Here is a 12,311-nt window from a genome sequence, read left to right as displayed (position 1 = left end):
GTCCGAGCTCAGCCGTCGGACTTCTCCTTCTTCTTGGAGGCCTCCTCGACCCTCGTGGCCTCCTCCTTGGCCTTGTCCTTGATCTCGTCGGCCTTGTCGCGGGCAGCGGGCGCGGCGATGACGCCTGCCTTCTCGGCGCGGCGCAGCAGTGCCTTCACCTGCTCGAGGCTCGCGCAGCCCTCCTCGAGGAGTTGGTTGCGGCGAGTGGCCCAGGCGACACCGAGCTCCCCGCGAACCTCCTCGGAGACGTCCTCGCGGGCTGGGTTGAGGATGGTCTGCTCCTCCTCATTGCTGTGGTGGTTGACGACCGTCGCGAGTTCCTCGAGTGCGGTGTCGTACTTGTCCGTGTCAGTTCCCTTGGCCTCGAGGAAGCCCAGGATCGCCTCGGTGATCTCGGCGTGCTCCTCCTCGCCGTGCTCCTCCTCCTCGGCACCGATGGCCCGCTTGCGTCGCAGCGTGGGATAGACCTTCTCCTCCTCAGCCTCGGCATGTGCGACGAGCAACTCGCACAGGGCGGTTCGGGCCGCAGCCCGGTCGACGTCGTTGCGTCGGGCCTGCCTCAGGAGGTCTTCGAAGAGTCGGTGGTCGTCGAGGATGAGCTCGAGGACGTCACCACTGGTCGGCCGGGGAATCTCGTAGTCGCTCATGCCGCCATCCTGTCGGATCAGGGGTCGAGCCGTCCCGCGTACCAGAGGACGGTCTCGCCGTACTTCTTGACCTTCTCCGGCTGAAGACCTGCGGGCCACCTCGGCTCGGCCGACCTCTTGGAGCGCTCCACGACCACGAGGGCGTCCTCGGCGAGCCATCCGCGGGAGACGAGCGCCTCGAGGTCGCCGGCGAGGGCCTCCTCGCTGAGGTCGTAGGGCGGATCGAGGAACACGAGATCGAGCGGGCGCGCTGCGCCGGCGAGGGCGGAGGTCACCGTCACGGCGAGCACCGTGGCCCGAAGGCCGAGGCGTGCCACGTTGTCGCGGATGACGGAGGCGGCCTGACGGTCGGACTCGACCAGCGTGACCTCTGCGGCCCCGCGGCTCGCGGACTCGAGCCCCAGGGCACCCGAGCCGGCATAGAGGTCCATGACGCGCGCCCCGGACAGCGCGTCGCGAGCCTCGAGCGACGAGAAGAGCGCCTCGCGCACGCGATCGCTCGTGGGGCGGGTGCCACGGCCTTGTGGTGTCCGGAGCTCTCGTCCGCCTGCAGTGCCGGCGATGATGCGGGTCACCTCAACCCCTTTCCAGGTATGCCGCTTGCTCGGCGTCCACACGCGCGTCGACGAGCGCTGCCAGCTGGGGATGCGTCCCGAGGTCGGGGTCTGCCGCAACGACGTCGTGGGCGTCCTCGCGTGCCGCCTCGATGAGGTCCTCGTCCTCGAGCACGTGGAGGAACTGCAGCTGGCTCCGGACGCCGTGCTGCGAGGAGCCGAGGATGTCACCCTCCCTGCGCTGGCGCAGGTCGACGCGTGCAAGTTCGAAGCCGTCCGTGGTGCCGGCCACGGCCTCGAGGCGTTCGTGCGGCGCATCGGGGGCGCCGCCGTGGACGAGCAGGCAGAGTCCGGGGAGTCCACCACGCCCGACGCGACCGCGGAGCTGGTGCAACTGGGAGACGCCGAACCGGTCGGCATCCATGACCACCATGACGCTGGCATTGGGGACGTCGACCCCCACCTCGATCACGGTCGTCGAGACGAGAACGTCGATGTCACCGGACGCGAAGTCACGCATGATCGCGTCCTTCTCCTCCGCCGGCAGCCGTCCATGCAGGATCTCGATGCGCAGCCCCTCGAGCGCCGGGTTCGCCACGAGGTCGCCATGCACCCGGTGTACGGAGGCCAACGGGCGAGGAGGCGCAGCCTCGTCCTCCGCTGCGTCCCCGTCACCTTCGGACGCCGTTGCCCCCTCGGGCTCGAAGATCTCGGTGTCCTCGTCGGGTTCGTCGTCGTCGCCGATGCGCGGGCACACGACATAGGCCTGCCGCCCCTGGGCCACCTCTTCCGCGATGCGCTCCCACGTGCGCTGCATCCAGCCAGGCTTCGCCTCGGGCACTACGTGTGTCGTGATCGGGGCGCGACCCGCCGGCAGTTCGCTCAGGGTGGAGGTCTCCATGTCGCCGAAGACCGTCATGGCGACGGTGCGCGGGATCGGCGTCGCGGTCATCACGAGCACGTGGGGAGGGTGGATCGCCTTGCCGCGCAACGCATCTCGCTGCTCGACACCAAACCGGTGCTGCTCATCGACGACGACCAGCGCGAGGTCCTGGAAGCTCACGTGCTCCTGGATGAGCGCGTGCGTGCCGACGACGATGCCGGCGTCGCCACTCGCGATGTCGAGCAGTGCCTTGCGACGCGCCTGCGTCGACATGCTTCCGGTCAGGAGAGTGACCCGTGTGCCGAACTCGCTGCCGCCGAGCATCCCTCCCTCGGCAAGGTCACCGAGCATCGCCGTGATCGATCGATGGTGCTGTGCGGCCAGGACTTCCGTCGGTGCGAGCAGCGCCGCCTGCCCGCCGGAGTCCACTGCGGCGAGCATGGCCCGCAACGCGACCACGGTCTTTCCCGAGCCGACCTCGCCCTGGAGCAGGCGGTGCATCGGGACGTCGCGCGCCATCTCCTCTGCGAGGGTTTCGCCGATCTCACGCTGGCCAGCCGTGAGGGTGAACGGCAGTCGCCCGTCGAACGCGTCCAGGAGGCCCCCGGGTCGGGGGGTGCGCGCCAGGGTGGACTCCTGCGCCTGACGCGCGCGTCGCTGCGCGAGGGCCACCTGGAGGACGAACGCCTCCTCGTAGGACATGCGCTTGCGTGCCGCCGTCACCTCGCCCCACGAGTCGGGCGTGTGGATGCCGCGCAACGCTGCCGTGCGGTCCATGAGGTCGCGGCGGTCGAGCACGCTCTCGGGGATGGACTCGGGGCTCTCGTCGAGGAGATCGAGCACCATTCGGACGCACTCGGTCACGGTCCACGTGTGGAGGTTGCCGACCTGCTTGTAGATCGGGATGAGGCCGCGCCGTTCCCCGCCGTCGAAGTCGCTCAGCAGCGAATAGCCGGGGTGCGCGAGTTGCAGCCGGTTGTTGAAGGACGACACCTTGCCCGCGAACAGCGCCAGCGCACCGGGGGTGAGCTTGCCCTCGTGCCCATGGGCGTTGAAGAACGTGACCTCGAGGTCCGTGCTGCCGTCGGTGATGACCGCCTGGAGCATCCGACCGCGACGCGCCTTCATCGTCCGCGTGGTCGCGGACTTCACCTCGGCGACGGCCACGATGTAGGTCCCAACGGTCGCTGCGGCGAGGTTGCTCTCGGGGCTCTGGTAGCGGCGCGGCCAGTAGGCGAGGAGATCCCCCACCGTGGCGATCCCTCGGGCGTCGACGAACTTCTTGGCCTCCCGCTTCGCCAGGACCTTGGTGAGCGGAGTCGACTCGGAGTACACCGGGCTACTCCACCCCCACGAGCAGCGGGTAGACCTGCTGGCCCCCGTCGATCCGGACGACCTCGACCTCGGGGTGCTTCTTTGACAGCCGTTCCTCGACCGTGTCGATGAAGTCGAGGTCGGCGTCCGCGCCACACACGAGGGTGACGAGCTCACCGCCACCGGAGAGGAGTCGGTCGAGGACCTCGGTCGCAGTGTCCGTGAGGTTGTCGCCGATGAGTGCCACGTCGCCGCTGACGATGCCGAGGATGTCCCCGACCGAGACCGACCCCGCCCAGGTCAGGACCTCGCGGGAGGCGATCGAGACGGCCCCGTGTCGGGTGGCAACCGCTGCGCTCGTCATGGCGATGGCGTTCTCGCGCAGCCCCTTGTCGAAGTCGACGACCGCGAGCGCGGCGAGTCCCTGAACGGCGGTCCGCGCCGGCACGATGGCGGTGTCGACGCCGTCCTCCGTGGCCGCCCGACAGGCGACCTCGGCCGCCATGAGGGTGTCCTTGTCGTTGGGCAGCACCACGACGGAGCCAGCCCCGGTGCGTCGGATGGCCTCGAGGATCTGCCCCGCTGACGCACGCGCTCCGGGCGCACTGGGCAGCACGGTGGCGCCGGCCTCGGTGAGGATCTGGGCCATCCCCGGCCCGGCCGCACAGGCGATGACGGCGAACTCCTGAGGCGTCTGGTGCGCGATCTGGGTGGCGAAGTGCGTGATCTTGATGCGGTGCGGCCGCCCGGCGAGGACGCCTGCCTCGACGGCAGCGCCGGCATCGTCGACGTGCACGTGGACGTTCCACAGGTCCGGCCCGCCCACGACGAGGAGCGAGTCGCCCAGTCCGTCGAGGGCGGTGCGAAGCATGCCGACCCGCTCGGCGTCGCTCTGGTCGAGGAGGAACATCACCTCGAACGCCGGTCCGGTGAGGCCCGCGGCAGGTGCGTCCAGGGGGTCGTTGACCGCGGCGTGCCCGGGCAACGCACCAGCCGGGAAGGTCAGCCCGTCGGCTCCGGCCGTGTCGGTGTGCCACGACGTGCGCGGTAGGAGGTCCTCGGTGACGTGGTGCAGCGCACGCTCGTCCTCGTTCCAGTCACCCGTCAGTGCCCTGTGGAGGGCCTCGACCATGAGCAGGCACCCCGCACCACCCGCGTCGACGACCCCGGCCTGCGCGAGCACCGGAAGTTGCTCGGGAGTGCGGGCCAGTGCGTCCTCGGCTGCGGTCACGCTGTCTCTCGCGACGGTGGCCGCGTCGCTCCCGGCTCGGGCGCTCTCGCGGGCAGCCTCGGCAACGGCGTCGGCCACGCTGAGGATCGTCCCCTCCTGGGGATGGGCGACGCTGGCGCGGGCGAGCTCTGCGCCGCGGGTGAACGCGCGGGCGATCGCAGGCCCGTCGACCTCGGTGAGCTCCTCCTCGATGATGACGTCACACATTCCGGCGACGATCTGGCTCATGATGACGCCGGAGTTGCCCCGGGCAGACATGAGCAGAGCGCGGGAGAGACTGCGGGCCTCCTCGACCAGGGTCGCCGTGCCGAGGATGCCCTGGGCGGTGTGGAGGCGCACGACCTCGTCGAGCGCGGTGTCCATCGTGAGATAGAGGTTGGTGCCGGTGTCCCCGTCAGGGACGGGAAAGACGTTGAGTGAGTCGATCTCGGTGCGGCGGGCGGCGAACGCCGCACGGGTGAGCGCCCCCCAGTGGCGGGCTCCATCGGCGTCGAGAACGGCTGGCACGGTGGCAGGCTATCGGGCGGCGCTGACTCGTTTTGGAGCCACACCCGAACTCCGCTACGCTTTGACGGTTCCGCGTGAGCCCCATCCGGGGCGGGCACCGGAAAACCTCGACCTGAGACGCTTGGCTCATCCTTGCGTCTCGTATGAAACCTGACTCAAGGAGATCACCCGTGGCTGCCAACTGCGATGTCTGCGGCAAGGGACCCGGCTTCGGCCACAGCATCTCGCACTCGCACCGCCGCACCAAGCGTCGCTGGAACCCCAACATCCAGCGCGTGAAGGCTCTTGTCGGTGACAAGGGTGTGACCCCGAAGCGTCTCAACGTCTGCACCTCCTGCCTCAAGGCAGGCAAGGTCAAGCGCTGACCCCTTAGCTGTTCCCGAAAGGGGCGCCGACCGTTCGCGGTCGGCGCCCCTTTCGCATGTCAGGCCGCTCTGGCGCGGGCACTTCCGGCGGGAAGTTCGGGGTTCGCAGCACCAAGGAAGTCGCCCCATCCCCGAAGAACCCACTTCCGGCGGGAAAGTCGAGAGGGTATGCCGGTCAGCCGGCGAAGTGGTCCCAGCCGGTCACGCTCGGTACAACTCCACCGACCGTGAGCCGCGGTCCGTCGGGCCCTGCCTCGACGACCTCGCCGATGACCGTCCACGGGGCCTCGGGGTCGTCCGGCACCGAACCGGACGGGAACGTCGCGAGCAGCGAGTGCTCTTCCCCTCCGGAGAGGATCTGTCGCCAGCCCTCGCCGGGCGTGAGGGCGCCCTCGAAGGCGTAGAGGTAGCCCCGAAGCACCTCCTCGTCCAGGGCCAGCTCGACCTCGCTCGACGTGGCGATGCGCCCCCCGTCCCGGACGAGGCCATCGGAGATGTCGATCATCGACGTCGCACCGGCGAGGGCCGCGACCGGACCCGACTCCCACGGTGGTCGAGGCGAACGGTGATACCACTGGAGCACCACGATGTTCTTGTCCCGCTCAGTGTGCTCGTGCGGCGGAAGCGACAGCGTCGTCGGCCGTGCGTCCGCCTCGTAGAGGGCGAGCCCGGCTCCCGACCATCCGAGCGAGCCAGCCACGGCGACGACGTCCCCGACGCGCGCCCCCGATCGCAGGACCGGCGGGCGCCCCTGCAGGTCCCCGAACGCGGTCACGGCGACGACGACCACCCCGGCCGGAGCCGATGACAGGTCTCCCCCGACGACGGGGCATTCCGCATCCTCCGCCCCTTGGGCGATCCCGGCCGTGAGGTCGATGACCCAGTCGAGCGGCGTCTCGGGGTCGGCCGCAACGGACACGAGCAACCCCGTGGGGACGGCGCCCATCGCAGCCACATCCGCCACGTTCTGCGCGACGACCTTGATGCCCACGTCATGGCCGCTCGACCAGTCGTCGCGCCAGTCGCGACCCCGGACCATCGAGTCCGTTGTGACGACGACCGAGCCGGGCGCCTCGATGACAGCCGCGTCGTCACCGGGCGGCACGACCACCCCGGCACCGGCGAAGGGGCTCTCCCCGAACATGGGGATGATGCGTGCGAGGAGGTCTGACTCGCTCACCGAGCCGATCGTCGTGTGTGCGACCACACGTCCACCACCTGTTCCACCCGAGACTTGAGGACCACCGGCACGGTACCGTGCAGACACCGCGGCTCGAGGCCGTGCCCCAACGACAGTGAGGTGACACCCAGTGGTCCAGGCCTACATCCTGATTCAGACCGAAGTCGGTCGCGCAGCGGCAGTGGCCAAGGCAATCGCAGCGATCCCGGGAGTAGCCCTCGCCGAGGACGTCACGGGCCCCTATGACTGCATCGCCCGCGTCGAGGCCGAGACGGTCGACGAGCTGGGCAAGCTCGTCATCGCCAAGATCCAGGAGGTGGAGGGCATCACGCGCACCCTCACCTGCACGGTGGTCCACGTCTGACCGTGCCGACCCGGATTCGCTCGACGGCGGTGGCGCTCGGCGCCACCGCCGTCGTCGTGCTGTCCGGTTGTTCGTCCGCCGTCGAGATCGCGCCCACTCCCCTCGCCACCGGCGACGTATGCCGTGACGTCGCCTCCGCGTGGCCGGCTTCCGCGGGCGACCACGCACGTCGTGAGGTCACCGACGCGAACGCCGGTGCGGCATACGGCGATCCGGCGATCATCGCGAGGTGCGGCGTCCCCGCTCTCGGACCCACCACCGACGACTGCATCGAGGTCGACGAGATGGGGTGGGTCGCCAGCAAGCTCAGCGACGGCACGCGGTTCACGACGTTCGGGCGGGACCCCGCGATCGAGGTGCTCATCCCGAGCGACTACGCGCCTGAGCCGCTACTCCTCCCGGCCTTCACAGCCGCAGCCGAGAAACTCCCGAAGAACACCCTGGCGTGCCGCTGAGAGTCAGTTCGACGACACCTCAGCGCAGGCCGACGCGACGCTCCATCGCGAGGGTGATGAGCTCGTCGATGAGCTCGGGATAGGTCAGGCCGGCCGCCGCCCACATTCGCGGATACATCGAGCTCGGCGTGAAGCCCGGCATCGTGTTGATCTCGTTGATGAGGATCTCGCCGGACTCGGTGAGGAAGAAGTCGCAGCGGGCCAGGCCCTCACAGCCCGCCGCCTCGAAGGCCGTGACCGCCATGCGGGCGATCTCCTTGGCGACCTCGGGTGAGACATCGGCCGGTGCCTCGAGGCGGATGTCGTCCTCCGCGAGGTACTTCGCCTCGAAGTCATAGAACTCGTGACCCTTGACGACGATGCACTCCCCGAGAGGGCTCGTGCGCGGCGCATCGGTCCCGTGCCCGTCGAGGACGCCGCACTCGATCTCGCGACCGACGATTCCCTGCTCGATGACGACCTTGGGGTCGTGCTCGCGAGCCGCCTCGACCGCGGCCCGAAGGTCCTCCGGCGCGTCGACCTTCGTGATGCCCATGCTCGACCCGGCCCGAGCCGGCTTGACGAAGACGGGGAACTGCAACGCGCCCGCAGCATCCAGCGCTGCCTCGGGGTCGCGAACCCATTCGCGGTCGGAGATGACCGCGTAGGGGCCCACCGGCAACCCCGCGGCCTGGAACACGACCTTCATCATGTGCTTGTCCATCATCACGGCGGACGCCGTGACGCCCGACCCGACATAGCGGACGTCGGCCAGGTCGAGCATCCCCTGGATCGTGCCGTCCTCGCCGAACGGACCGTGGAGCAGTGGGAAGACGACGTCGACCTCTCCGAGCTCACGCGGTGCGTGACCCGGCTCGTGGACGATGAGGTGCCTGGCCGTGGCACTCGTGGGCACGAGGACGCCGGGGCCGGAGGCGTCGACCTCCGGGATGTGACCCGGCGCGAGGCGCAGTGGCTCAGGGTCGTTCGGCGCGAGCACCCAGCTGCCGTCCTTGGCGATCCCGATCGGGATGACCTCGTAGCGCTCGGGGTCGAGCGCCGACAGGACACTCGCCGCGGTCGCGCACGACACCGCGTGCTCGGACGAGCGCCCTCCGAAGACGAGGGCGACGCGGAGCTTGGGACTCTTCTCGGTGTTCATCGCGAGAGACACTATCCCGGGAAGGCGAGCACCCGGCATACGCTGCGTGGGTGGATCACGACGAGCTCCAGCCAGCCACCCGTGTCGTCGCCCTGGGCCGCGCGCCGCGCGAGCCCGGTGAGCAGGTCGGAGCGCCGCTCACGCTGACCTCGACCTATCACGCGGACGGTCCGGTGAACTACGCCCGAGGCGGCAACCCGACGTGGTCGGCCTTCGAGGAGGCCCTCGGGTCGCTGGAGGGCGGCGATGCACTCGTCTTCGCCTCCGGCATGGCCGCGATTGCCGCAGCCCTGTCACTGGTTCCGCACGGCGGGCGCGTGGTGGTCCCGACCGCGGCCTACAACGGCACGCTCGTCACCCTGGCCGATCGGGCCGAGGCTGGGGACGTCGTCGTGACGCACGTCGAGATCACCGACACCGAAGGCGTGGTCGCGGCCCTCGACGGTGCGGCCATGCTGTGGATCGAGTCGCCCACCAACCCGCTGCTCGACGTCGCGGACGTCTCCGCACTGACCCAGGCAGCACGCGAGCGCGGCGTGCTCGTCGTGGCCGACAACACCTTCGCCACACCCCTGCTCCAGCAGCCTCTCGAGTGGGGTGTCGACGTCGTCGTGCACTCGGTGACCAAGTACCTGTCCGGTCACAGCGACCTCATCCTCGGCGCCGCCGTCACCGGCTCCACCGACTCCGGGCGCGCGCTGCACGAACGGATCAGGCGGCACCGCCAGCTCCACGGCGCGATCGCCGGACCCATGGAGACGTGGCTCGCCTTGCGCGGTCTGCGGACCCTCTCGGTGCGGCTCGAGCGGGCCAGCGCCAACGCCTCCGAGCTGGCCTCCCGACTGGGCGCACACCCGGGTGTCGCCAAGGTCCGCTACCCCGGCTTCGGTGCGATGCTCGCAATCGACGTCGCCGGCGATGCGGCCGCGGCCGAGCGAGTTGCCGCCGCGACCCAGGTCTGGACGCACTCCACGAGCCTGGGTGGGGTCGAGAGCCAGATCGAGCGTCGCCGCCGCCAGCCGGGTGAGCCCGAGGCCGTGCCCGAGGAGTTGCTGCGCCTCTCGGTCGGCATCGAGGACGTCGAGGACCTGTGGCGCGACCTGGACCGGGCGCTGGGGTCGATCTAGCCGGTCTCGGCCTTGCGGGGCCGGGACAGGAGTGCGTCGACGACATCCTGGGCCGCCTTGCCCTCGGTGATCATGGCGTCGACCTGCTCGATGATCGGCACGTCCACGCCGTGGTGGCGTGCGAGGTCGAGGATCGACGTGCACGACTTCACGCCCTCGGCCGTCTGCTTCGTCACCGCGATGACCTCGTCGACCGTCATGCCCTGACCGAGTCGGACGCCGAAACTATGGTTGCGCGACAGCGGCGACATGCACGTGGCGATGAGGTCACCGACGCCAGCCAGACCTGCGAACGTCACGGCTTCCCCACCCAGGGCGCAGCCCAGACGGGTCGTCTCGGCGAGGCCACGCGTGATGATCGACGCCTTCGAGTTGTCGCCCATCCCGAGGCCCTCGGCCATGCCGACCGCGAGCGCGATGACGTTCTTGGTCGCCCCAGCGATCTCTGTCCCGATGACGTCCGGTCCGGTGTAGGGCCGGAAGTACGGCGCCGCGCAGGCGTCCGCGACCCGCTGCGCCGCGCCGGCATTCGAGGAGGCGACGACGCTCGCCGCCGGCTGACGCACGGCGATCTCGCGCGCGAGGTTGGGACCCGAGACGACGACGACGCGCTGCGGATCCACGCCTCCGGCATCGGCGATGACCTCGCTCATCCGCTTGGTCGTACCGAGCTCCACACCCTTCATGAGGGAGACGACATCAGCATTGCCCGGCAGCGCCGAGCCCCAGGTGCCGAGGTTGTCGCGCAGCGTCTGGGACGGCACGGCGAGCACGACGATGTCGGCCCCCGCGGCTGCCTCCTCGGGGTCGGAGGTCGCCGAGATCCGGGACGACAGCGCCAGCTCGGGGAGGTACTCGTCGTTGCGGCCGGCATTGATCGCCGCGACCACCTCGGGGCGACGACCCCACATCCTCACGTCCGTCCCCGAGTCGGCCATGACGGCCGCGAACGCGGTCCCCCAGCTGCCCGTACCGAAAACCGCTGCAGTCGTCACGCCTGATCCTCCACGTCGTCGGGGTCGTCGTCGCCCCATTCTGCGGCACGGGCTCGCTTCGACGGGTCCGACGTCACTTCCTTGGGACGACCCGTCAGGGTCAATCCGTGCACTTTGGGGTCGAAGCGGCCTGGTGGCGCAGTCTCTCCCCGCAGCACTTCGAGCTGACTGGTGAGCGCCGCCATGATGCGTTCCGTGGCCTCGGCGAGCACCTCGGCTGTGACGGGCTGGTCGCGGAGGTCGTCAAGACCCACGGGTTGGCCCGCGCTCACCTGCATCGTGTGCCGGGGCAGCAGGCTGGGTCGGTGGGCGTAGGGCGCGAGGATCTCCTGGGCGCCCCACTGCGCGATCGGGATGACCGGGCACCCAGTCGCGAGGGCGATGCGCGCGGCGCCGGTCTTGCCGCGCATCGGCCAGAGTGCGGGCTCGCGAGTCACCGTGCCCTCGGGATAGATCGCGACGCACTGACCGTCCTCGATCGCTGCCACGGCGGCACCGTAGGCGTCCCCTGCCTGACCCGATTCCCGGTAGACGGGGATCTGTTCGGCGCCGCGGAGGACAGCCCCGACCACGGGGACCTTGAACGCCTCAACCTTGGCGAGGAAGTGCGGCACGATGCCCTCGTCGTTGAGGAAGTGGGCGAAGACGAACGGGTCCACGTGGGACACATGGTTGGAGACCGCGATGAACCCGCGGTCGCGAGGGAGGTGCTCGGCCCCGCTCCACTGCCGCTTCGTCAGGGACATGAGCAGCGGGCGCAGGACGGTGACAGCGAACCGGTATGCCGGTGGGGAGTGGCGCGGGCCGGTTCTCATGCAGTCCTTCTCGTCTGTGTGCCGTCGGTGGCACACGACATCTTGGTCTGCCGCGGGGTCGATGTCGAGCATGTTCGCGGGAGACGGCAGGATCGAACTCATGCCCTCGCCCGAGCCGACGCAGTGGTGGGTCGTCGTGCCGATCAAGGGTGGCCCGGGCGCCAAATCACGCCTGCGGCGCTCCGTTGACGACGCCGACCTCGTCGCAGCGATCGCGCACGACACCCTCGCCGTCGCCGGTCGAGTCGTGGGTGCCGAACGCGTCGTGGTCGTGACCAGCGACCCCCACGAGGTGTCTCACGCGCGCGCATCCGGACACGTGATCGCGACCGACCCCGCGCAGGGTCTCGACGCCGCGTGCCTTGTCGGCGTGGCCGCCGCGCTCGCCGATGGTGCGGGCCAAGTCGCGATCCTCCTGGGCGACCACCCTGCCCTGACCGACGCCGAGCTGGGCGCCGCGCTGGAAGCCGGCGCACGGCATACCTCGTTCTTCGTCCCGGACAGCGACGGAACGGGCACCGCCCTGCTGGGCACGACGGCAGGCAGCGCTCCCGAGGTGGCCTTCGGCCCCGGAAGCGCCGATCGGCACGCCGCCCTGGGCCATGCCCGTCTCGACCTCGACCTGCCCGGGCTGCGTCACGATGTCGACGACGAGTCGTCCCTGCGCCATCCCGAGGTGCAACGCACCTTGGGTCCGCGCACGCGGCGGATCCTCGGGCGATAGCGTCGGGGT

General features: G+C 70.0%; 13 protein-coding genes. 5 read left to right on the top strand and 8 right to left on the bottom strand.

The genetic code is table 11. The features are described 5' to 3' along the window. Positions 1-8: 8 nt before the first annotated feature. The 4 genes from N802_RS12280 to N802_RS12265 are packed head-to-tail and all read right to left on the bottom strand — an operon-like array spanning position 9 to position 5,136. A complete protein-coding gene (locus N802_RS12280) occupies positions 9-647 on the bottom strand; it encodes a hemerythrin domain-containing protein (RefSeq protein ID WP_035916665.1) in 639 nt (212 codons plus the stop codon). A gap of 17 nt (positions 648-664) precedes the next feature. Continuing rightward, positions 665-1,222 carry a 16S rRNA (guanine(966)-N(2))-methyltransferase RsmD gene (gene rsmD / locus N802_RS12275; RefSeq protein WP_035916664.1) on the bottom strand — a complete coding sequence of 186 codons (558 nt, stop codon included), beginning with the start codon at positions 1,220-1,222 and terminating at the stop codon, positions 665-667. A 1-nt stretch (position 1,223) separates the two neighbouring features. After that, positions 1,224-3,419 carry an ATP-dependent DNA helicase RecG gene (locus N802_RS12270; RefSeq protein WP_035916663.1) on the bottom strand — a complete coding sequence of 732 codons (2,196 nt, stop codon included), beginning with the start codon at positions 3,417-3,419 and terminating at the stop codon, positions 1,224-1,226. 4 nt (positions 3,420-3,423) lie between these two features. After that, positions 3,424-5,136, bottom strand: a complete 1,713-nt coding sequence (locus tag N802_RS12265; RefSeq protein WP_035916662.1) for a DAK2 domain-containing protein — start codon at positions 5,134-5,136, stop codon at positions 3,424-3,426. A gap of 170 nt (positions 5,137-5,306) precedes the next feature. Between N802_RS12265 and rpmB the strand changes: the two genes are divergently transcribed. Next, positions 5,307-5,501: a 50S ribosomal protein L28 gene (gene rpmB, locus N802_RS12260; protein WP_009778186.1), complete on the top strand. Its 195-nt coding sequence runs from the start codon at positions 5,307-5,309 to the stop codon at positions 5,499-5,501. A 175-nt stretch (positions 5,502-5,676) separates the two neighbouring features. On the opposite strand, the gene thiL is transcribed toward rpmB, so the two are convergent. Next, positions 5,677-6,681, bottom strand: coding sequence for a thiamine-phosphate kinase (thiL, locus tag N802_RS12255; RefSeq protein WP_245613927.1), 1,005 nt, complete (start codon positions 6,679-6,681; stop codon positions 5,677-5,679). A gap of 130 nt (positions 6,682-6,811) precedes the next feature. Here thiL and N802_RS12250 point away from each other — a divergent pair, with 130 nt between their 5' ends. Beyond that, on the top strand, positions 6,812-7,045 hold the full coding sequence (locus N802_RS12250) for an Lrp/AsnC ligand binding domain-containing protein (RefSeq protein ID WP_035916658.1): 234 nt from the start codon (positions 6,812-6,814) through the stop codon (positions 7,043-7,045). Positions 7,046-7,047: 2 nt separating this feature from the next. Then, on the top strand, positions 7,048-7,500 hold the full coding sequence (locus N802_RS12245) for a DUF3515 family protein (RefSeq protein WP_245613926.1): 453 nt from the start codon (positions 7,048-7,050) through the stop codon (positions 7,498-7,500). Positions 7,501-7,519: 19 nt separating this feature from the next. Here N802_RS12245 and N802_RS12240 read toward each other — a convergent pair whose 3' ends face one another. After that, complete coding sequence (locus N802_RS12240; RefSeq protein WP_035916655.1) at positions 7,520-8,641, bottom strand: D-alanine--D-alanine ligase family protein; 1,122 nt, start codon at positions 8,639-8,641, stop codon at positions 7,520-7,522. A 50-nt stretch (positions 8,642-8,691) separates the two neighbouring features. Between N802_RS12240 and N802_RS12235 the strand changes: the two genes are divergently transcribed. Then, a complete protein-coding gene (locus N802_RS12235; protein WP_035916652.1) occupies positions 8,692-9,768 on the top strand; it encodes a trans-sulfuration enzyme family protein in 1,077 nt (358 codons plus the stop codon). On the opposite strand, the gene N802_RS12230 is transcribed toward N802_RS12235, so the two are convergent. Together N802_RS12230 and N802_RS12225 are read right to left on the bottom strand one after the other, a co-directional pair. Then, positions 9,765-10,763, bottom strand: coding sequence for an NAD(P)H-dependent glycerol-3-phosphate dehydrogenase (locus N802_RS12230; protein ID WP_035916650.1), 999 nt, complete (start codon positions 10,761-10,763; stop codon positions 9,765-9,767). The two genes, N802_RS12235 and N802_RS12230, sit on opposite strands and share 4 nt — an antisense overlap. Beyond that, on the bottom strand, positions 10,760-11,680 hold the full coding sequence (locus tag N802_RS12225; protein ID WP_342666761.1) for a lysophospholipid acyltransferase family protein: 921 nt from the start codon (positions 11,678-11,680) through the stop codon (positions 10,760-10,762). Before N802_RS12225 ends, N802_RS12230 begins: the two co-directional genes overlap by 4 nt. Here N802_RS12225 and cofC point away from each other — a divergent pair. After that, complete coding sequence (cofC, locus tag N802_RS12220) at positions 11,679-12,302, top strand: 2-phospho-L-lactate guanylyltransferase (RefSeq protein WP_169743433.1); 624 nt, start codon at positions 11,679-11,681, stop codon at positions 12,300-12,302. The genes N802_RS12225 and cofC overlap by 2 nt on opposite strands. Positions 12,303-12,311: the final 9 nt, after the last annotated feature.

Source organism: Knoellia sinensis KCTC 19936, assembly GCF_000768705.1.
Taxonomy (GTDB): domain Bacteria; phylum Actinomycetota; class Actinomycetes; order Actinomycetales; family Dermatophilaceae; genus Knoellia; species Knoellia sinensis.
The sequence above is the reverse complement of the archived record's forward strand: the minus strand, read 5'-3'. Positions and strand labels throughout refer to the sequence as shown.

What these genes read in the sequence shown, in the direction of transcription:
- N802_RS12280 (WP_035916665.1), bottom strand. Translation starts at nt 647, where the DNA reads ATGAGCGACTACGAGATTCCCCGGCCGACCAGTGGTGACGTCCTCGAG.
- N802_RS12240 (WP_035916655.1), bottom strand. Translation starts at nt 8,641, where the DNA reads ATGAACACCGAGAAGAGTCCCAAGCTCCGCGTCGCCCTCGTCTTCGGA.
- cofC (WP_169743433.1), top strand. Translation starts at nt 11,679, where the DNA reads ATGCCCTCGCCCGAGCCGACGCAGTGGTGGGTCGTCGTGCCGATCAAG.
- N802_RS12225 (WP_342666761.1), bottom strand. Translation starts at nt 11,680, where the DNA reads ATGAGTTCGATCCTGCCGTCTCCCGCGAACATGCTCGACATCGACCCC.